This window comes from Kurthia massiliensis, assembly GCF_000285555.1.
GTDB lineage: Bacteria > Bacillota > Bacilli > Bacillales_A > Planococcaceae > Kurthia > Kurthia massiliensis.
The window spans coordinates 246882-269018 of sequence record NZ_HE610996.1 but is presented as its reverse complement, the minus strand read 5'-3'; the positions used below and the strand labels follow the sequence as shown (position 1 = coordinate 269018).

General features: G+C 39.4%; 17 protein-coding genes. All 17 read left to right on the top strand.

Going from position 1 to position 22137, the window contains the following annotated elements; genetic code table 11:
• Positions 1 to 118: 118 nt before the first annotated feature.
• The 17 genes from KMHG_RS01710 (at position 119) to pgsA (ending at position 22067) form a co-directional block, all read left to right on the top strand.
• Positions 119 to 2329 (top strand): hypothetical protein, encoded by a 2211-nt coding sequence (locus KMHG_RS01710; protein ID WP_010286305.1) that lies wholly within the window; start codon positions 119 to 121, stop codon positions 2327 to 2329.
• 121 nt (positions 2330 to 2450) lie between these two features.
• Complete coding sequence (locus KMHG_RS01705; protein WP_010286304.1) at positions 2451 to 3668, top strand: M16 family metallopeptidase; 1218 nt, start codon at positions 2451 to 2453, stop codon at positions 3666 to 3668.
• 169 nt (positions 3669 to 3837) lie between these two features.
• Positions 3838 to 4878, top strand: coding sequence for an aspartate-semialdehyde dehydrogenase (locus tag KMHG_RS01700; protein ID WP_010286301.1), 1041 nt, complete (start codon positions 3838 to 3840; stop codon positions 4876 to 4878).
• 20 nt (positions 4879 to 4898) lie between these two features.
• Positions 4899 to 5801 carry a 4-hydroxy-tetrahydrodipicolinate synthase gene (gene dapA, locus KMHG_RS01695; protein WP_010286298.1) on the top strand — a complete coding sequence of 301 codons (903 nt, stop codon included), beginning with the start codon at positions 4899 to 4901 and terminating at the stop codon, positions 5799 to 5801.
• A 180-nt stretch (positions 5802 to 5981) separates the two neighbouring features.
• The gene (locus tag KMHG_RS01690) at positions 5982 to 7649 is read left to right on the top strand and encodes a ribonuclease J (protein ID WP_010286295.1); all 1668 of its coding nucleotides are present in this window, start codon (positions 5982 to 5984) and stop codon (positions 7647 to 7649) included.
• Between the two features lie 92 nt (positions 7650 to 7741).
• The gene (locus KMHG_RS01685) at positions 7742 to 10129 is read left to right on the top strand and encodes an FtsK/SpoIIIE family DNA translocase (protein ID WP_010286291.1); all 2388 of its coding nucleotides are present in this window, start codon (positions 7742 to 7744) and stop codon (positions 10127 to 10129) included.
• A 211-nt stretch (positions 10130 to 10340) separates the two neighbouring features.
• Positions 10341 to 11069 (top strand): GntR family transcriptional regulator, encoded by a 729-nt coding sequence (locus KMHG_RS01680; protein ID WP_010286289.1) that lies wholly within the window; start codon positions 10341 to 10343, stop codon positions 11067 to 11069.
• Positions 11070 to 11152: 83 nt separating this feature from the next.
• Entirely contained in the window at positions 11153 to 12214 is a 1062-nt protein-coding gene (locus KMHG_RS01675) for a BMP family lipoprotein (RefSeq protein ID WP_010286287.1), read from the top strand.
• Between the two features lie 172 nt (positions 12215 to 12386).
• Positions 12387 to 13928 carry an ABC transporter ATP-binding protein gene (locus tag KMHG_RS01670; RefSeq protein WP_010286285.1) on the top strand — a complete coding sequence of 514 codons (1542 nt, stop codon included), beginning with the start codon at positions 12387 to 12389 and terminating at the stop codon, positions 13926 to 13928.
• Positions 13928 to 14992, top strand: a complete 1065-nt coding sequence (locus tag KMHG_RS01665; protein WP_010286283.1) for an ABC transporter permease — start codon at positions 13928 to 13930, stop codon at positions 14990 to 14992. The genes KMHG_RS01670 and KMHG_RS01665 overlap by 1 nt, the downstream gene beginning before the upstream one ends.
• A 1-nt stretch (position 14993) precedes the next feature.
• Positions 14994 to 15953 (top strand): ABC transporter permease, encoded by a 960-nt coding sequence (locus KMHG_RS01660; protein ID WP_010286277.1) that lies wholly within the window; start codon positions 14994 to 14996, stop codon positions 15951 to 15953.
• 177 nt (positions 15954 to 16130) lie between these two features.
• On the top strand, positions 16131 to 17393 hold the full coding sequence (gene yfmF, locus KMHG_RS01655) for an EF-P 5-aminopentanol modification-associated protein YfmF (RefSeq protein ID WP_010286276.1): 1263 nt from the start codon (positions 16131 to 16133) through the stop codon (positions 17391 to 17393).
• Entirely contained in the window at positions 17393 to 18694 is a 1302-nt protein-coding gene (yfmH, locus tag KMHG_RS01650; RefSeq protein ID WP_010286274.1) for an EF-P 5-aminopentanol modification-associated protein YfmH, read from the top strand. Before yfmF ends, yfmH begins: the two co-directional genes overlap by 1 nt.
• Positions 18694 to 19416, top strand: a complete 723-nt coding sequence (gene ymfI / locus KMHG_RS01645) for an elongation factor P 5-aminopentanone reductase (protein WP_010286272.1) — start codon at positions 18694 to 18696, stop codon at positions 19414 to 19416. Before yfmH ends, ymfI begins: the two co-directional genes overlap by 1 nt.
• A 199-nt stretch (positions 19417 to 19615) precedes the next feature.
• The gene (locus KMHG_RS01640) at positions 19616 to 20422 is read left to right on the top strand and encodes a DUF3388 domain-containing protein (RefSeq protein WP_010286267.1); all 807 of its coding nucleotides are present in this window, start codon (positions 19616 to 19618) and stop codon (positions 20420 to 20422) included.
• 16 nt (positions 20423 to 20438) lie between these two features.
• The gene (locus tag KMHG_RS01635; RefSeq protein WP_010286265.1) at positions 20439 to 21434 is read left to right on the top strand and encodes a helix-turn-helix domain-containing protein; all 996 of its coding nucleotides are present in this window, start codon (positions 20439 to 20441) and stop codon (positions 21432 to 21434) included.
• Between the two features lie 54 nt (positions 21435 to 21488).
• A complete protein-coding gene (gene pgsA / locus KMHG_RS01630; RefSeq protein WP_010286264.1) occupies positions 21489 to 22067 on the top strand; it encodes a CDP-diacylglycerol--glycerol-3-phosphate 3-phosphatidyltransferase in 579 nt (192 codons plus the stop codon).
• Positions 22068 to 22137 lie beyond the last annotated feature (70 nt).

The following is a 22137-nucleotide window of genomic DNA, read 5'->3' as shown; positions in this document are numbered from 1 at the left end:
TTTATAAAAAGGTAAGTCATTTGTAAATGGCTTACCTTTTTTTGTATATAAATAACCTTCATTTTTATAAAAATCAAACGATAATAGTACTAATGTTTAATTAAAAGGAGGAAAAAAGATGGGTAAAAAACATATTCCATTAGCCGTAGTTGCGGCAACAGCCATCGCATTATCAAGTGGACAAAGTGCGTTTGCGACAGAAACGGGATCGCCGAAAGAATCAAATGTTACTGGTACAGAAGGTGCAGATAACACAATATTAGAGAAAAAAACAATTTCTAAGGTAGAGAAAATTAGTAAAACAGAAATAGTCGTTATTTATAAAGAAGAAGTACAAGCAGATACTGTCATACTAGCTGAAGACTTAGCTGTTACGAATGCTAGTGGAACTGTAAAATTAGAAGATTATAAGATTGACGAAACGAATAAAAAGAAAGTTACTTATACTTTTGCTGCAGGATTTGCATATGGTAAATGGACGGTTGAAAACTTACCATACGAAGTAAAACGCGCAAAAATCGACACATATAAAGGTATCGAAGTCGTAAATATTACAACGAGCGGTGTGACGTTAAAATTACCAAAAGATGTAGACATTGCTACTGAAGAAGAACTTTCTGTCAAAAATCCGAAAGGTGAAGAAATTGCAGTCACAACACCAGCACTAACATCTACAGATGCAAATAGGAACGTCATATATACATTTGCATCACCACTTGAATCTATTGCAGCTGGTAAATGGACGATTAATACAGATGTGCAATTTACAGTATTAAGCGATGAGGAAAATCAAAAGAAAGCTGATGCAGTTGATAAAAAGATTAAAACAGCACGCACGACGTTAAGCACGAATAAAAATTATGTAAAAAATATTTTAGCTGCTAAAACCGCATATGATGCGTTAACATCTGAGCAAAAAGTTAAAGTTAAAGATTACACTTATCTAGAAAATCTAGTAAAAGAAATAACAGATGGTGTATATAAAGATGTAGCAGCTTTTGAAAGTAAAATGGATGATATTGCTACTGCTTCAACCGATAGTGAATTTGTAAATAAAGTTCAAGTAGCGACAGATGCATACAATAAATTGACTAAAACCCAATTATCTTATTTAGATGCCAAAGTGAAAAAGCAATATACAGCATATTTAAATGAAGCAATCGTAAAAGAAGCATTTAGTGCGACATCAGATGTTGTGAAAAATGCAGACAAAATTATTGCCTTCAATAAAGCTTATAAAAAATTGTCTAAAACAGAAAAAGAAGATATTTTATTAGATAGCGCTAAAAAGCAAAAAGTTACTGAGTTAACTGATAAAACACTTCAAAAAAATGCTTCTGCTGCATTAGTAGTGCAAAAGAAATTTAATAAATTAGAAGTTCAAAAGAAAAATGATAAAAATAAAAAGCTTTATTATGATTATGTAACTGGACAAGATGGTAATACGACAAAGACCGAAACAACAACTAAAACAGCAGAACCTGTTATGGTACCAAGTCTTTCAGCAATTTCAAAAGCACGTACAGCATATACAACTTTACAAAATAAAAATCCAGAAGCGGCAAAATTAGTCGATGTTACAACTCTAGAAGGTCTTGAGGATGATGATTTTGTAAAAGATTCTATCAAAAGAGGAAAAGATTTTAATTTAGCAGTAGCAGACGTTGCACAGGCAACTAATTTTGTCGAAGCTTTCAATAAAGCGAAAGCAGCTTATATCGCGCTAACAGCCGATGAAAAAAAATATGCGATTGATAAAAATGCCCTGAAACAATATAAAGCATATTTAAAAATCGATAAAGTTGCGGTGATGTATGACAAAATGGATGATCCCGAAGCTTCGAAAAAATCAATGAAACTTGCCTATACAGCAAAAGGAGATATTACGTCTATTACGAACGATGTGAAATTCTCTAAAGGAAAATTTACGATTCCAAAAGGTAATTATGAATTTGCGTTTAAAGATGGTGATGAAGCAAAAGTTGCTTATTATAAAGATGGTAAATGGACAGTTGCTGATACTTTACCAGAGCTAACAAAAACTATCGCGACTGCACAAGAAATTTATGCATATGCGAAAGCATTCAATGCATTAAAAGATGCGGATGAAGCGATTTTAACAAAAGGACCGAATGGCGAAGTATACAAACAATATGTCGGTAAAGAAAATGACTATAAAAAAGCGGCCGCAGTTGAAAGAAAAATTGTTTCTGCTGCAAAATCGAAGCGTAAAGCAACGATTGCAAGCGCACAAAAAGCGTATGTTGCATTAACAGAAGATCAGAAAAACCTCGTTACAAATGTGACAGAGCTAAACAAATTAAAATAATGAATCAAAAAAACAGCATCTTCTGAGGTGCTGTTTTTTTACGTCAATCGCTTTTATATGCCGCTAGTGCGTAACTATGCTATAGTAAGCGAAGGTATGTAAAAGGAGAGCGAACAAATTTATGACAACAAAATTAGTATGCGACAACGGACTTCGCATTATTACAGAAAATATGCCACAGATGCGTTCAGTGGCTATTGGCATTTTCGTTAACGTCGGTTCACGTTATGAAAAGCCAGAGGAGAACGGTTTAACGCATTTTATCGAGCATATGTTATTTAAAGGTACACATACGTACTCAGCGAAACAAATTGCCGAAGAATTTGACCGCTTAGGTGCGCAAACGAATGCATTTACATCAAAAGACCAAACGTGTTATTACGCGGTTTCATTAGATTATGAAGCACGTAAAACGATTGCATTATTAGCAGATTTATTTTTCAATTCGACGTTCCATGAGGAAGATATTGAAAAAGAACGCCAAGTCATTTTAGAAGAAATTGCGATGAGCGAAGATGACCCAGAAGATAACGTCGATGAACGTTTATGGCAAGCGATGTTCCGTGGTACGCAAATGGCGGCACCGATTTTAGGTACGGAAGAAACGCTGAAAACATTTACGAAAGAAAAAATCAAACAATTTATGCATGAGCATTACACACCGAGCGAAGTCATCATTTCACTTGCTGGTAATGTCGATGATGAGCTTGTACAGTACGTTGTTGAAACATTTAATCAGTTTAAAAATACGGCTCGTCCACAAGTGACACATACGAAGCCACAATTCCAACCGAATCGTGTAGAACGTGAAATGGCGATTGAACAAGCGCATTTAGCACTAGGTTTTGAAGGACTTGCTGTAGATGACCCGGATATCGTGAGCTTACTCGTGTTAAACAACATCGTAGGAGATTCAATGTCGTCACGCTTATTCCAAAAAGTACGTGAAGAAAAAGCGCTAGCGTATAGCGTGTATTCTTATTATTCTTCTTATGAAGATATGGGTGCTTGGATGGTATACGGTAGTACATCAATGAAGCAATTAGATGACATGGAACAAACGATTTTAGCTGTATTAGAAGATGTGAAACGAAATGGCGTTACAGATGAAGAAATTGCGCGTGCAAAAACGCAATTAGAGAGTGGTTTACTATTAGGGCTTGAAACGAGCTTTGATTATATGAACCGCAACGCACGTAATGAAATGACATACGGAGAACATCGCTCTGTTGAAGATTCGTTAAAAGAATTACATGCGGTCACAGCAGACAGTGTGGCGCGTGTCATTGACCGTGTATTATCGAAAGAACATGCACGATCTGTTATTAAAAGTAAATAACGAGAAGGGCTTCGGGAAACTGAAGCTCTTTTTTTACGCAAAAATACACGAAAGCGCTTTAAAATGACGGAATAGACGAAATAGTCGAATTATTATACACAATACTGAATTATTGTGTTACAATAACGCCAATTATAAGTTTTTTGATAAACATAGGGAGAGATGAATGATGACGAAACAATTAACAGTAGCAGTCGTTGGTGCTACAGGTGCAGTAGGAACAAAAATGATGGAGCAACTTTCAGCGAGAAAGTTTCCTGTTGGGAAGCTGAAGTTACTTGCATCAAAGCGTTCTGCTGGTAAGGAGTTATCATTCAATGGTGAAACTTACGTCATTGAAGAAGCGACACCAGAAGCGTTTGAAGGGGTAGACGTAGCGTTATTTTCTGCAGGGGGTTCCATCTCGAAAGCGTTGGCACAACCAGCAGCAGATCGCGGTGCTGTCGTAATTGATAACACAAGTGCATTCCGCATGGATCCAAATGTGCCACTTGTCGTACCAGAAGTAAACCGCGCAGACATTAAAGAACATAACGGCATTATTGCAAATCCAAACTGTTCAACAATCCAAATGATGGTGGCGCTTGAACCAATTCGCCAAGCATTTGGCTTAAACAACTTAATCGTATCAACATACCAAGCTGTATCAGGCTCAGGCGTGAGTGCCATCGAAGAGCTTCACGAACAAAGCTTAAAATGGGATGAAGGAAAAAATGTTGAAGCAAACATTTTACCAGTGAAAGGCGACAAACGCCATTTCCCAATCGCTCGTAACGTATTACCACAAATCGATGTATTTACAGAGAACGGTTTTACATACGAAGAGATGAAAATGATTAACGAAACGAAAAAAATTATGCACGCGCCTGATTTACCAGTCGCAGCAACTTGTGTACGTGTTCCAGTTGTCGCAGGTCACTCAGAATCAATATTTATCGAAGTAGACCGCGATGATGTCACTGTAGAAGATATTCGTAATGTATTAAAAGACGCGCCAGGCGTGATTTTGCAAGATGACCCAACAAACCAAGAATACCCAACACCACTTGAAGCAGAAGGCAAAGGCGAAACATTCGTCGGACGTATCCGTAAAGATTTGCACAATCCAAAAGGTTTCCACTTATGGGTTGTATCAGATAACTTACTAAAAGGTGCAGCGCTTAACTCAGTTCAAATTGCAGAAGCAATGTTAGAAGACGGCTTACTATAAAAATTAAGGGGATGGCATAAATGGATTTAGGTAATATCGGAACAGCAATGGTCACACCATTTACGAAAGACGGCGGAATGGTTGATTACAAACATTTAGCAGGTATGATTGAACATTTAATTGAAAATGGCTCAGACACAATCGTTGTGTTAGGTACGACTGGGGAGGTACCAACACTTTCAACGGAAGAAAAACTAGATGTCTTAAAATATACAGTGGATCGTGTAAATGGTCGTGTACCAGTGATCGCGGGGGTTGGCGATAACGAGACATACTACTCAAAAATTATGGCACAAAAAGCGGAAGTTGCCGGTGTAGACGGTGTCATGCTTGTTGCACCTTATTACAACAAACCGAACCAACGTGGTATTTTCGCTCACTTTGAAGATATTGCACAATCTGTAACGGTGCCGGTTATGCTTTATAACATTCCAGGTCGTACAGGTATCAATATTGCGCCAGAAACTGTTGCGAAATTAGCACAAATTCCGAACATCCAAATCATTAAAGAAGCAAGCGGTGACTTAGATCAAATGTCAGAAATTCTTGCGTCAACACCAGATGACTTTAAAGTATATAGCGGTGATGACGGCATTACGTTACCACTTCTTTCAGTTGGTGGTCACGGTGTCATTTCTGTTGCGGCCCACGTTGTCGGTAACGATATGCAAAAAATGATTGCGTTATTTAAAGAAGGTCGCCACGCAGAAGCGGCGAAAATTCACCAAGCATTATTACCATTAATCCGTGCGCTATTTGCACAACCTAGCCCAGCGCCAGTAAAATACGCGCTCTCTAAATTAGGGCTATGTAATGAAAACGTTCGTTTACCGATCGTCTCATTAACAGATGAAGAAAAAGCTGCATTCGATGTTGTATGGGATGCGTACTTCGAACAACAAAAAACATTCGCAACTGTATAAGCAGGCAATCAAGCGTGATTTTTCGGAAGCGGTTCGGGAATACATTTCCGACCGCTTTTTTTTGTGGAAATGGCGTATATCCGAGAGAAAAGCGTCTTTTTTTAATTGTGTAATATTGGTTAAACAATTATAATGAGTGTAAGTGGTTGCTGTACGGGATATATTTTAGGAGGAAAAGAAGTGGCAAAAGTTAAAAATGAAACGATTCGCGTTATTCCACTAGGTGGCGTGAGTGAAATCGGTAAAGCGATGTACGTTGTTGAAATCGACGATGATATTTTCGTAGTAGATAGTGGATTAATGTTCCCAGAGGACGAAATGCTTGGAATTGACTATGTCATTCCAGATATAAGCTTTTTAGTAGAAAATAAAAATCGCGTAAAAGGGATTTTCTTAACGCACGGTCATGAAGATGCCATCGGTTCAATTGCGTATTTATTAAACAAAGTGAACGCGCCAGTATACGGTTCACGTTTAACAATCGCATTAGCGAAAGAGCATTTAAAAGAAAATCCAGCACCGCATCAAGTGAAGTTCTTTGAAGTAACAAACAAAAGCCGTATGAACTTTAAAACGACTTACGTGACGTTCTTCCATACGACACACAGTATTCCTGATTCATTAGGGATCGTGTTCCATACTTCAGAAGGTGCAATCGTACACACAGGCGAATTCAAATTCGACCAATCAGCACAAGGTAAATACCGTCCTGATATCGCGAAAATGGCAGCGTTAGGTGAAGAAGGCGTCTTTATCTTAATGTCAGATTCAACAGAAGCTGAAAAAGAAGGCTATACAATTTCTGAAAATGTTGTTAAAACACGTTTAGAAAAAACATTCCATAAAGCAGAAGGCCGCATTCTTGTGGCACTTTATGCATCAAACTTTGTACGTATTCAACAAGTATTCGACCAAGCGATTGCATCAGGTCGTAAAGTTGCAATCGTTGGCCGCAGCTTAGAAACAATTTTCGAAGTTGGTATGCGTCTAGGTTACTTATCAATCGACCAAGAAGCCATTATTCCAGTGAATAAAATGGCAGATTATGAAGATGATGAAATCGTCGCAATTATTACAGGTAATCAAGGTGAACCACTTGAAGGATTAGAAAAAATTATCCGTAAACACCACCGCGATTTACGTATTAAACAAAACGATACGGTTTTAATTACTTTCACACCATCACCAGGTATGGAAGTACAAATGGCTGATACGATGAATGAATTATCAAAACTAGGTGCGAAAGTATTCTCAGCGGATAAAAAGGTTCACGTTTCTGGTCACGGTTCACAAGAAGATTTAAAATTAATGTTAAACTTAATGCAACCGAAGTACTTCATTCCGATTCAAGGTGAATACCGTATGTTAATTACGCACTCAAAACTTGCGCAAGATATCGGTATGGAAAAATCACAAATCTTTATTGCTGATAAAGGTGATATCGTTGAATACAAAAACGGTAAAATGCGCATGGCTGGCCGCGTAACTGCGGGTAACGTGTTAATCGATGGTATCGGTGTCGGTGACGTTGGTAACATCGTATTACGTGACCGTAAATTATTATCACAAGACGGTATTTTCATCGTCGTTGTGACAATCAACCGTAAAGCGAAAAAAATCGCTTCAGGTCCAGAAATTTTATCTCGCGGTTTCGTCTACGTACGTGAATCAGAAGAGTTAATGGATGAATCTGCGAAACTTGTTCGTGAAGTTGTTGAAAAATATGTATCTAAAGGTTCTTACGAATGGACAAACATTAAACAAGAAATCCGCGATACGTTAAACGGCTACTTGTTCCAAAAAACAAAACGTCGTCCAATGATTATCCCAATCATTATGGAATATTAATACAAATTCAAAAGGATTTCCGCGCGCTGCGAGGGAATCCTTTTTTTCATTTTTACGACACGTTATAATAAGAACAGAAAGTAGGTGACAGCATGGCGTCTAAAAAATCAACGTCTACAACAACGCGCACGCGTGCAAAATCTACAGCAAAAAAGGCGCCCACTCAAAAGAAAACGCAAGCAAAACAAAAACCGAAACAAACATCGGAAGTCAGTTTGCCACCGTTATCGTATGAAATTATTGGACTCGTCATTTTAGCGCTCGCTTTTATTACGATGTTTCAATTTGGGCTTATCGGTCGATTTTTCCAAGGTGCGAGTAAATTGCTTATCGGCAATTGGTATATGATTGTACCTTTATTTATGATTGCTTTTGCTATTTATATGATGATCGTCCGTGCTTTGCCAGCCTTTAAAGACCGCTACGTTTGGGGTGTGCTATGTGTCATCGGTAGTTTGACGATTTTTAGTCATATTGCGATGTTCGATGCACTGTATAATCAGGAGTTACCGAAAGACGTCCGCATTTTAAAAGAAAGTTGGAATGCGATCGTTTACGAAAAAGCGTATATCGAACCAGATGGCTTTTTAGGTGGTGGTCTTGTCGGTATGGTGCTATATGCAATATCTCATAGCCTCGTCGATACGATTGGTTCTAAAATGATTGCGTGCTTATTGATTGCCATTGGTGCGATTTTAGTGACAGGTAAAGCACTCGTTCCATATTTAATCGAGCAAACACCGAAATGGCGTGAAGAAATTGCGAAGCGTCGTGCAGAAGTGATGTATGAACGCGAAGAACGTAAAGAAGAACGCGCGCAAAAAACATTTACATCTTCTGAGGAACAGCCTGTTAGCGTGAAACGTGAACGAAAACAGGGAGCTGCTTCTGTTAAAGAGGTATTAGTGGAAGAAGTAGACAAGCCGAAGCCACAAATTAATATATCGGCTTATACACAAAAAATTGCGAAAGAAGAAGTTGTCAAATCGCCACAAGTTGAAACGGAAACAGTCGAAGAAACAAAAGAAGTGGATATGTCGATGTCGGAAGCGGGTATAGTACAAAATGAGGCTTATGTATTACCGAGTATGGATTTACTCGAGTCGCCTCCTGTGAAAGATCAATCTGCGGAGTTTGAAGTCATTGAAAGAAATGCACGCACTATCGAACAGACACTCGATGCATTTGGCGTACAGGCGAATGTGACAGAAGTTCATTTAGGACCTGCTGTGACAGAATATGAAGTGCTTCCAGAGCGTGGTGTGAAAGTAAGTAAGATTGTAAACTTACAAGATGATATGGCGCTCGCATTAGCGGCGAAAGACATTCGGATTGAAGCTCCAATTCCGGGGAAATCAGCAGTCGGCATTGAAGTACCAAACAAAGAAATTTCGATGGTTAGCTTACGTTCCATTTTAGAAGCATCACCGAGCAATAAACCAGATGAAAAATTAGTCGTCGGTCTTGGCCGGGATATTGCTGGTGAGGCTAAATTAACGAAGCTCAACAAAATGCCACATTTACTCGTTGCCGGTTCGACAGGGAGTGGGAAATCTGTTTGTATTAACAGTATTATCGTTAGTATTTTAATGCGTGCAAAACCACATGAAGTGAAAATGATGATGATTGATCCAAAAATGGTTGAATTGAGTGTGTATAATGGCATTCCCCATTTATTAGCACCCGTTGTGACAGATGCACGTAAAGCTTCTGAAGCACTGAAAAAAGTAGTGAGTGAAATGGAACGTCGCTACGATCTATTCTCACATACTGGTACGCGAAATATTGAAGGCTATAATAAACATATCGACCGCTTCAACGAAGAAAATGGTGAAAAACATCCACACTTACCGTTTATTATCGTTATTGTCGATGAGTTAGCCGATTTAATGCTCGTTGCAGCAGGAGATGTAGAAGATTCAATTATGCGTTTAGCACAAATGGCGCGTGCAGCGGGTATCCATTTAATTATCGCAACGCAACGTCCATCGGTAAACGTTATTACCGGTGTCATTAAAGCGAATATCCCATCACGTATTGCTTTCGCTGTATCTTCTCAAATCGATTCACGAACAATTTTAGATACAGGCGGTGCTGAACGTTTGCTCGGACGAGGCGATATGTTATTCTTACCATCAGGCGAATCAAAACCAGTACGTGTACAAGGTGCGTTCGTGTCTGATGAAGAAGTACAAGATATCGTGAGTTATGTCATTAGCCAACAGCAAGCACAGTACCAAGAAGAAATGATTCCAACAGACGAAGATATTGCGCCAACAGTCGATGATGACACAGATGAGTTGTTTAACGAAGCGGTGCGACTTGTTGTAGAACAGGATAATGCATCTGTATCATTTTTACAAAGAAAGCTAAAAATAGGTTATGCGCGTGCAGCGAGAATTATGGATCAAATGGAAGAACATGGAGTTGTTGGTCCAGCAGAAAAAAGCAAACCGCGTCAAATCTTAATAGGTAAGTAAAAAAGGCATATATGCAGGGTAATTCATGGAAACCCTGCATTTTTTTACTATAAAATAGCGTGAAAAATTATAAATCTCAGAAATTTATTGCTGTTTTAGCACAGTTTTTGATAAATCTATTTATTTCTGAATACAAAAATGATATAGTATTGTCTGATTAGCAGAAATGTTCTACGTCTGATGTCTGATGACTGATGGGTGGTGATTTGACATGGCAATAAAATCAGATCATCGTCATCTGTATCTGCAAGTGATTGATCATTTGAAAGCAGATATTGAGAACGGGGTTTTTAAGGAAAACGAAAAACTACCGTCTGAATTTGAACTTTCAAAATCACTTGGAGTCAGTCGTGCAACGCTTCGTGAAGCATTGCGACTGTTGGAAGAGGAAAATATCATTGTTCGCAGGCATGGTGTAGGAACTTTCGTCAATCCTAAACCCGTATTCACATCTGGTATTGAACAACTTTCGAGTATTTCTTCAATGATTGAAGAAGTAGGTATGGCGCCTGGGACAATCTATATTGGTTCTACGGCAGCCATTTCGACTGAAGAAGATATAAAACGCTTTCAATGCGATGAAGATGACAATATTATGACGATCAAACGCGTTCGCACAGCGGACGATGAGCCAGTCGTCTATTGTATAGATCAAGTACCGGAGCGTTATTTACCGGCGAACTTTCTAACGACAGAAAATCCTTCAATTTTCAAGGCGCTAGAAGAAACGGGAGATATTCACGTATCGTATGCGGTGACGTATATTGATCCGATTGGCTATCATAGCGAAGTATCTCCTATTTTAAACTGTAAAGAAGATCAAGCTTTACTCGTATTAAAACAGTACCATTACGATGATAACGATCGCATGGTGCTTTATTCACGCAATTACTTCCGAGCTGATAAATTCAGTTTCCACGTAGTAAGAAAACGTGTATAACGTCAGATGTTGCATTTCTGCTATCGTAGGCAATACAAATATTTAAATAAATCTAAAATTTCACTTTTTGGGAGGACTCCAAATTGAAAAAGCGTAAAATTGGTTTAGCATTAACAGCATTATTAGCGTCAGGTACTTTATTAGCTGCATGTGGTTCAGATGATGATTCTAAAGGTAGCGACAGCAAAGACAAAAAAGATGGCTTCTCTGTAGCAATGGTAACAGATACTGGTGGTATCGATGACCGTTCATTTAACCAATCAACTTGGGAAGGTATTCAAAAATGGGGTAAAGAAGAAGGCGTTGAAAAAGGTGACGGTGGTTACGACTACTTACAATCTGCTTCAGATTCTGACTTTACAACAAATATCAACAACCTAGTACGCCGTAACTTCGATCTTGTTTTCGCAGTAGGTTACAAACTTGAAGATTCAGTAAAAGAAGTAGCTAATCAACAAAAAGATGCGAAAATCGCGATCATCGACTCAGTCGTTCCTGATTACGATAACGTTGCGTCAATTATGTTCAAAGCAAACGAAGCTTCTTACTTAGCAGGTGTTGCAGCAGCGTTAGAATCTAAAACTGGTAAAGTCGGATTTTTAGGTGGTATGGAAAGTGATATCATCGACGGATTCGAAGCTGGTTTCGTTGCTGGTGCAAAAGCTGCTGATCCAAAAGTAAAAGTTGATGTACAATACGCTGGTTCATTCGGTGATGCTGCGAAAGGTCAAACAATCGCAAAACGTATGTACGATGGCGGCGCTGATATCGTATTCCACGCTGCAGGTGGTACAGGTCAAGGTTTATTCACTGAAGCAATCGCTCAGAAAAAAGCTGGTAACGACGTATGGGCAATCGGTGTAGACCGTGACCAATACGACGAAGGTAAAGTGGATGACAAAACAAATATCGTGATGACATCTGTATTAAAACGTGTTGACGTAGCTGCTGAAGATATGATCAAACGCACGAAAGATGGCGATTTCCCAGGTGGCGAAACAGTTACTTACGGTCTGAAAGATGACGGTGTAGGTCTTGCTGATTCTCACGGTGCAATTTCTGATAAAACACAAAAAGAAATCGATAAAGCGCAACAAGATATCGTTGATGGCAAAATCGAAGTTCCAGAAAAACCTAAAAAATAGTATTGCCGCGACTTGTCCGGTATTTTAAATGAGGGCATACCCTTGCCCTCATTTCTTTTTAAATTATTAGATGCGAAAATTCGAATTCGTTCGAATTTTTTGCATGTGTTAATTTAATTAACCGCTCAAACAACCATTATTATTTCAAATAGAGTCTGAAGGAGTGAGCACATTGGAATATGTGATCGAAATGCTAAATATTCGCAAGCAATTTGGCGATTTTGTAGCGAATGATAATATCACCCTTCAACTAGCAAAAGGAGAAATCCACGCACTACTGGGCGAGAACGGTGCAGGGAAATCGACGCTGATGAACGTGCTTTTCGGCTTATATCAGCCAGAAGCAGGAACGATTAAAGTTCGCGGTGAAGAAGTAAATATTTCGGATCCAAACAAAGCGAATGACTTAGGAATCGGCATGGTTCACCAACACTTTATGTTAGTTGAAAACTTTACGGTGGCAGAGAACATTATTTTAGGTAGTGAACCGACAAAATTCGGGACGATCAACATTAAAGCGGCAGCGAAAAAGGTGCAACAGCTTTCAGAGCAATACGGTTTAAACGTTGATGCCAACGCAAAGATTGAAGATATTTCAGTTGGGATGCAACAGCGTGTAGAAATTTTAAAAACGCTTTATCGTGGCGCAGAAATTTTAATTTTTGATGAACCGACAGCGTCGCTAACGCCACAAGAAATTGGTGAATTGATTCAAATTATGAAACGCCTTATTTCAGAAGGTAAATCAATTATTTTAATTACGCACAAGTTAAAAGAAATTATGGAAGTTTCAGATCGTGTAACGATTATTCGTAAAGGCCAAGGGATTGGCACTGTAACGACGGCGGAAACGAATCCAGATCAACTGGCGGAAATGATGGTTGGCCGTCAAGTTGTATTCAAAACAGAAAAAACAGAAGCAACACCGAAAGAGCCTGTACTGCAAATTGCGGGCTTAAACGTGAAAGACAATCGTGGTGTCGATCGCGTAAAAGATTTAGACTTGACCGTCCGAGCTGGTGAGATCGTCGGGATTGCTGGGATTGATGGTAATGGACAATCTGAGTTAATCGAGGCGATTACTGGTCTTCGAAAGGTATCTTCAGGAAAGATTGCCTTAAAAGGTCAAGATATTACCGGTTTAAAACCGCGTAAAATTACAGAAACGGGTATTGGGCATATCCCACAAGACCGTCATAAACATGGACTTGTGCTAGACTTCCCAATTGGCCATAACATCGCGCTACAAACGTATTATCAAGCGCCGATTTCAAAAGGTGGCATCGTCGATTACAAAAAAATCGACCAACTCGCAGAAAAAATTATTACTGAATATGATGTACGTACGCCAAGCGCTCAAACGCCAGCACGTGCACTTTCAGGTGGTAACCAACAAAAAGCGATTATCGGTCGTGAAGTCAATCGTGACCCAGAGTTGCTAATTGCTGCGCTACCGACACGTGGTTTAGATGTCGGTGCGATTGAATTTATTCACCGTCGCTTAATTGAACAACGTGATAAAGGAAAAGCGGTCTTACTCATCTCGTTTGAATTAGATGAAGTCATGAACGTCTCAGATACAATCGCCGTTATCCATGATGGTCACATTATTGATACGGTGAAACCGAAAGAAACAAACGAACAACAACTCGGCTTATTAATGGCAGGACAATCTGTCAAAAAACCAACATTAGATAAGGTAGGTGGAGAATAGTGTCTAATCGTATGATCAATATTCTCGTACCGGTTATTTCCGTTATTTTAGGTTTAATCGTTGGTGCCATTGTCATGCTCGTATCTGGCTTTAGCCCAGTAGACGGTTATACAGCATTATGGAATGGTATTTTTGGGGACTCATACAATATCGGTGAAACAGTTCGTACGATTACACCGTACGTATTCTCTGGTTTAGCGGTTGCATTTGCATTCCGTACAGGGATGTTCAACATCGGTGTTGAAGGTCAGTTAATTATGGGTTGGCTTGCAGCGGCATATGTCGGTCAAGCATTCGAATTACCAACTGGTTTACACGCAGTAGTCGCGATTTTAGCAGCAGCTGTAGCCGGTGGACTTTGGGCATTCATTCCAGGTCTTTTAAAAGCAAAACTACAAGTGCATGAAGTAATCGTGACAATCATGATGAACTATATCGCATTACACACGGCCAATGCCGCGATTTCAAAAATTAGCGGTGGCGGCGAAAAAACAGAAAAAATCCATGACTCTGCTTCACTAGCGTCTGACTGGTTAGCATCATTAACACAGTTCTCACGTTTACACTGGGGCTTCGTCGTTGCGATTTTAGCAGTCATCGTCATGTGGTTCATTTTAGAGAAAACGACATTAGGTTATGAATTAAAAGCAGTTGGCTTCAACAAAAATGCCTCTGAATATGCAGGCATGAACGTCAGCCGCAACATCATTTTAGCAATGGTCATTTCAGGTATGTTTGCCGGTGTCGGTGGTTCAATGGAAGCGCTCGGTACATTCGGTAACATGATGAAAATGAATGCGGCAACAGGTATCGGTTTTGATGGTATCGCCGTCGCACTTCTCGGTGCAAACCAACCATTCGGTGTATTACTCGGTGCGATTTTATTCGGTGCACTGAAAAATGGTGGTTTAAACATGCCAAACGAAGCGGGTATTCCGACAGAAATCGTATCAATCGTTATCGCGTTAATTATCTTCTTCGTAGCAGCAGGCTATGTCATCCGTATTTTCTTAGAAAAAATGGGTAAGAAAAAAGACAACTCGAAAGTAAAGGAGGGAAAATAACATGAGCTTTTTAGATGTGTTATACTTCATTATTCCTTCTGCTATTTACTACGCAGCGCCCCTTATTATTACAGCAATTGGCGGTGTATTTACTGAGCGTTCAGGTGTTGTCAATATCGGGCTAGAAGGTATCATGATTATCGGTGCCTTCATCAGTATTGTCTTTAACTTAACGTTTGCGGATCAATTAGCCGGATGGACACCATGGGTAGGATTAGTCGTCGCAATGGTTGTCGGCGCAATCTTCTCATTATTATTAGCAGTCGCAGCGATTTCATTCCGTGCCGATCAAACGGTAACCGGGGTTGCGCTGAACATGTTAGGATTAGCAATCGCTGTATTCTCAGTTAAAATGATTTACGATAAAGGTCAAACAGATTCAATTTCAGAACGTTTCAACCGTTACGATGTCCCAGTGTTAGGTGACATTCCAGTGATCGGTAAAATGTTCTTCCACGATTTACACATTACATCTGTATTAGCAATTGCCATCGCATTTATCGCATGGTTTGTCATTTATAAAACGCCATTCGGTTTACGTTTACGTGCCGTTGGTGAACATCCAATCGCTGCAGATACGATGGGGATTAACGTATCGAAAATGCGCTATGTTGCAGTGATGATTTCAGGTGCACTTGGTGGTATCGGTGGTGCGATTTACGCACAAGCAATCGCTGGTAACTTCAGTGCGCTAACGATTTCAGGTCAAGGTTTCATGGCCATCGCTGCGATGATCTTCGGTAAGTGGCATCCACTAGGCGCGCTTGGTGCAGCACTATTCTTCGGTTTAGCGCAATCACTAAGTATCGCAGGTGCTTCAATTCCGTACGTAAAAGATGTCCCAGAAGTGGTTTTATTAATCCTTCCTTACGTCTTAACAATTTTAGCGCTTGCTGGATTTATCGGTAAAGCAAATGCACCAAAAGCATCTGGTAAACCTTATATTAAAGGGAAACGCTAGTTGCGACAAAAAAAGCTATTCGCCATATGCGGATAGCTTTTTTCATGTGGAAAGACGGAAATGTAAGTGTTCATTTCCTTTTTTTACGTATTTTTAACTACCATTAGTTGCAAAACGTCAGAATTGTCATATATAGTGTTACTAATGGTGTTTTACCTATAACTTAGGAGTGATTTTATGTTTAATAGAACGGAAATCGCGGAAGGTGTCAATATTTTCACGCGTAAAACAGAGCAATTTAAAACGATTAATTTTTCAATTAAATTAAAACGTCCATTAAATGCAGAAGAGGCAGCGAATCGTACTGTGCTGACGAATGTGTTACAACATAGTAATGCGGAATTTCCATCAGCAGCTGCGATGCGTATGCATTTAGACGATTTATATGGTACAGTCCTTTATTTAGATACGACAAAACACGGTAACGAACAAATCGTACTATTAAATGTAGAGACTGTGAACGATCACTATTTAAAAGCGGGAGATGTATTAAAGCAAGTATTAGATTTAATGCACACTGTTTTATTTAAACCGAACTTTGATGGCGATACGTTCCAAGCGTCAATCGTTGAACGTGAAAAAGCGATGGTCGTTGAACGTATTCAATCGATTTTTGATGATAAATCACGTTATGCACAAAAACGTTTACAAGAAATTCTTCGTCCAAACCATCCTGTATCAACATCTGTCAATGGTACGGTTGAAGCGGTAAAAGCAATTACACCTGCAAGCTTAAAAGCAGCGTACGAATCAATGCTCAAAGAAGATGAAGTCGACATTTTTGTGATCGGTGATATCGATGAAGCACAAATGGTTGAAGCATTAAAACAAGCATTCCCATTTGAAGGTCGTACGCCGAAAAAAGCGGCAGCATTACCACAATCAACAGCGACAGCTGCTTATACGAAAGAAACATTTGATACGCGTCAAGGGAAGTTACATATTGGTTACTCAACACCGGTACGTTTCGACAGCGAAGATTTCCCGAAAATGCAAATTTTCAACGGGATTTTTGGCGGATACCCACACGCGAAATTATTTATGAACGTGCGTGAAAAAGAAAGCTTAGCATACTATTGCTCAAGTTCATATTCTGCACAATACGGCTTAATGTATGTGATGTCAGGTATTGAACCAGAAAATGAAGAAAAAGCACGTCGTTTAATCGACGAGCAACTTGAAGCCATTCGCCAAGGTGATATTTCAGATTTAGAAATTTCCCAAACGAAAGCGATGCTAAAAAATCAATTAAAAGAAGCGCTTGATTCTGCACGCGGTCAAATCGAGCTATACAATCAATATCGTGAGCTACCAGAAGCATTTACAGTTGAAAATATGAGTGCAAAATGGGATGCCGTTACGAAAGATGACGTCGTTCGCATGGCACAACAATTAAATAAAGAGGCTGTTTACTTCTTAAGCGGGGAGGATGCAGAGTAATGGAAAAAATCCACTTTGATCAATTAGAAGAAACACTATACTACGAAAAATTAGACAACGGTTTAGATGTGTACATTTTACCGAAAAAAGGTTTTTCAAAAACGTTTGTAACATTTACAACAAAATACGGTTCAATCGACCGTTCATTCGTGCCACTAGGTGAAGAAGAAGCCATCACTGTTCCAGACGGTATCGCACACTTTTTAGAGCATAAAATGTTCGAAAAAGAAGACGGCGATGTGTTCCAAAAATTTAGCCAATTCGGTGCGTCTGCAAACGCCTTTACGTCATTTACACGTACAGCGTATTTATTTTCTGCGACAGACCATATTAAAGAAAGCACGAATACATTACTAGATTTCGTACAACAACCTTATTTCACAGAGCAAACGGTGAACAAAGAAAAAGGGATTATCGGTCAAGAAATCCAAATGTACGACGACCAACCAGATTGGCGCGTATACTTCGGTTCAATCGAAAACCTTTATCACAATCACCCAGTGAAAATTGATATCGCAGGTACGGTTGAATCAATTGATGGCATTACAGCAGAACATTTATACACATGCTATAACACGTTCTACCACCCATCAAATATGTTATTATTCGCAATCGGTAACGTAGAACCAGAAGAAATGATGCAAACGATTCGCGATAATCAAAACGCGAAAACATTTGCACCTGCAACACCAATTCAACGCTTATTTGATGAAGAACCATCAGCAGTTGCCGTTGCAGACCGTAAGCTTCAAATGGACGTGCAAAAGCCGAAAGCATACGTGTCATTTAAAGCGCGTGAAGTGAGCCTACAAGGTCGTGACATGATGAAACACGAACTTGCTATTGAACTTGGTTTAGACTTGTTATATGGCCGTTCTTCTAAGTTTTATGAAGACATTTATCAAAACGGTTGGATCGATGAATCGTACTCATACGATTTCTCATTAGAAAAAGGTTTCGGCTTTGCGATGGTCGGTTCAGATACGGCGCACCCACAACAACTATTAAGCGCCGTGAAAGATGTGATGAACGAAGCGGCAATAGCACTACCGTTCACACAGGAAGATTTAGACCGCGTAAAACGTCGTAAAATCGGTTTTACATTGCGTGCGCTAAATTCAATCGAATTTATTGCGAACCAATTCACACGTTATAAATTTAACGATATGAACTTATTTGACATCGTACCTGTTATCGAAGAATTAACAGTAGCCGATGTGAAAGAAGCATTAACGTCTATTACAGGTGAGACGCAACAATCAACATTCATCATTGAACCACCAACGAAGGAACAAGCGTAATGAAACGCTTTTGTTTACTATTAGGTGCTTCTGGCGCAATCGGCTCAGCGACAGCGAGAGAGCTTGCAAAAGAAGGATGGAGTCTTTATTTACAATATAACCGCAATCCTGTGACAGCGCTCGCAAATGAACTAATTGAGGCTTATCCGGCACAAGAGTTTATGATGGTTCAAGCAGAATTAAATGTGCCAGGTGCTGCGCAAAAAATCGCACAGTCTGTTTTTGACGTTGAAGCAATCGTTGTGGCGAGTGGACAAGCGCTTTACAAACTAATTGACGATACGACAGCAGAAGATATGCAAGCGCTTTGGATGGTACACGTACAATCACCTGTAGAAGTCATTCGTGAATTAGCGCCGAAATTGCGTCGGCATGAAACGAGCTATGTGACGATGATTGGTTCTATTTGGGGCGAAGCAGGTGGCGCTGGTGAGGTGATGTATTCAACAGTTAAAGGCGCGGTGCATAGTTTCGTCAAAGCGTATGCACAAGAAGTAGCCTTTAACGGTATGAAAGTCAATGCGGTGTCGCCAGGAATGATTCAAACGTCGATGAATGGTCACTTAACACCTGAAGAATTTGAAGAAGTCGTGTCGTCGATTCCGATGGCACGCGCGGGTCAACCGGATGAAGTAGCGCATTTCGTGACATTTTTACTGTCGGGAAAAGCAGATTATATGACGGGGCAAATCGTTCGTGTAAACGGTGGCTGGTATATTTAACAATGTAGCGTATCTTTCATTTGAAAGATGCGTTATTTTTTTATAATGATGAAACCTTTTCCTATTTAAAAAGATATCTATTTTTATAAATCGCATCGTTTTGCCGTAGATTTCCTTTTTTTCTTTTAATCTGTTACAAAATCCGCTATTATGAAACATAGAAATGTTTTAATCGTTATATATGAAGGGAGCACCTTATATGAACGAATGGTATTTTGAATACGAAATACAAGTAAACCGTCCTGGTCTATTAGGGGATATTGCATCACTTCTCGGGATGTTGCGCGTCAATATTGTGACGATTAATGGCGTTGATTTAGTGCGCCGCGGCATGTTAATTCGTGCTGAGAAAGCAGAACAAATTGAGCGTTTTCGCAACATTGTATCTACGATGGAAATGATTCGTGTGACAAAGTTTAGAAAACCAACGACACGAGACCGCCTAGCGATTCGTCATGGTCGTTACATTCAACGTGAAGGTGACGAGACGAAAACATTTCGTTTCGTACGTGATGAATTAGGGATTTTGGTCGATTTTATGGCTGAACTTTTTAAAAAGGAAGGGCATAAATTAATCGGGATTCGTGGGATGCCACGCGTCGGAAAAACAGAGTCGATCGTAGCAGCTAGTGTTTGTGCAAACAAAAAATGGCTGTTTTTATCGTCCACGATGATTAAGCAAACGCTCAGACAAAAGCTGCATGGCGATGAATATAGCGCCAATAACGTGTTCATTATTGACGGTGCTGTTACGCGTCGTTCAAGCGATGAAAAGCATCAACAGCTCGTGCGAGAGACGATGCAATTACCGACGATTAAAGTCGTCGAACACCCGGATATTTTCGTACAACATTCGCAATACTCGCTCGAAGATTTTGATTATATAATCGAATTAAGACATCATCCAGAGGAAGAAATTACATACGAAACTCTTGAAAAACAGTCGAAAAATGACTTTTTCAATGGTTCAGGTGGTTTCGGTGGTTTTGGAGACTTTAACTTTTAACAGGTAGGTGTTTAGCTTGGCAGAACTAGGTACTCGCTTAAAAGAAGCGAGATTGGCCAAAGGGTATAGTTTAGAAGATTTGCAAGAAATCACAAAAATCCAAAAGCGCTATTTGTCTGCCATCGAAGAAGGCAACTTTAGCGTAATGCCTGGCGCTTTCTATGTACGTGCATTTATTAAGCAATATGCAGAAGCAGTCGGACTAGATGCAAATGAGATTTTAGAAACGTATAAATCTGAAATCCCTGCAAACAAAGCAGCAGAGGTATCTGCTGGTACAGCAACGTCGATTCAACAGCCAAAAGGTGGTTCAAATCAACGTTCATCACAACCTGCGCAAAAAGCTGTGAAGCATAAAGCGCAAACGACAAAAAAGAAATCGGATTTAATGCCGAAAATTGCAGTTGCAGTTATCGTTGTCGTTGTCATCGCAATCGTATGGTTCTTAATGCAAAACCGTGCAAGCAATGATGTAACAGAAGATGTTAAACAAGAACAAACAGCAAAAACTGAAACAACAAAAACAGATGCAACAAAAGATGACAGCAAAGAGCAAGAAGTAGTCGACCAAGAAGCAGAAGAAAAAGCTGCTGCTGAAAAGGCTGCGAAAGAAAAAGCAAAAGCAAAAGCAAAAGCTGAAAAAGAAAAAGCCGAAAAAGAAAAAGCTGCGAAAGAAAAGAAAAAAGCAGGTACGATTTCTAAAGGTGAAGACGCTGGTGACAGCGCAACAACAAACTACACGTTATCAAACACGAAAAAATTCAAAGTACGTGTAGAAATGACAGGTGACAACTGGGTTGGTATTACAGATAAAAATGGTGCAAACTTAGTAGCGGGTAAAATGTATGCAAACGGCGACAAATTAGAATTTGACGCAAAAGGTCAAGAAAGCATTCGTATCCGTTTAGGCGCTGCCGCTGCAGGGAAAGTATTTATTAACAATAAAGAAGTAAAACTATTAGTACCTGCATCTAGCCGTCCGACACAAAATATCGTCGTTAAAACGAAATAATTCAGAGGATAGTCATCTTTTGATGGCTATTTTCTTTGAAAAAGGGTGAACAAAATGAATTTACCAAACAAAATAACTGTTTCTCGTGTTGTCATGATTCCGATTTTCGTTATTTTAATGGTTGTAAACTTCGGTTGGGGTAACATTGAGCTATTAGGCGCAACGATGCCAATCGAACATTTAGTAGGTGCCATTGTTTTCATCATTGCATCTATTACAGACTTCTTTGATGGTCATTTAGCACGTAAGTATAATTTAGTGACAAACATGGGGAAATTCCTTGATCCACTAGCAGATAAATTGTTAGTAACAGCAGCATTTATCATTTTAGTTCAATGGGGAGTAGCACCTGCATGGGTGATTATCGTCATTGTAGCACGTGAATTTGCCGTAACAGGTTTACGTTCAATCGGTGCTGAACAAAATGTGATTATTGCGGCAAGTAACCTTGGGAAATTAAAAACATGGTCACAAATGGTCGCATTGTCGTTCTTACTATTACACAATATTATTTTTGAAATGTGGAACATTCCATTTGATCAAATTATGTTATATGTGGCGTTCTTCTTTACATTACTATCAGGTTTAGATTATTTCTGGAAAAACCGTCGTCTATTATTAGATTCGATGTAAAATATGCCCATTTGTTGAATACTTCCTATACAATACGTATAGGAAGTATTTTTTTATTAGGGGGAAAAGT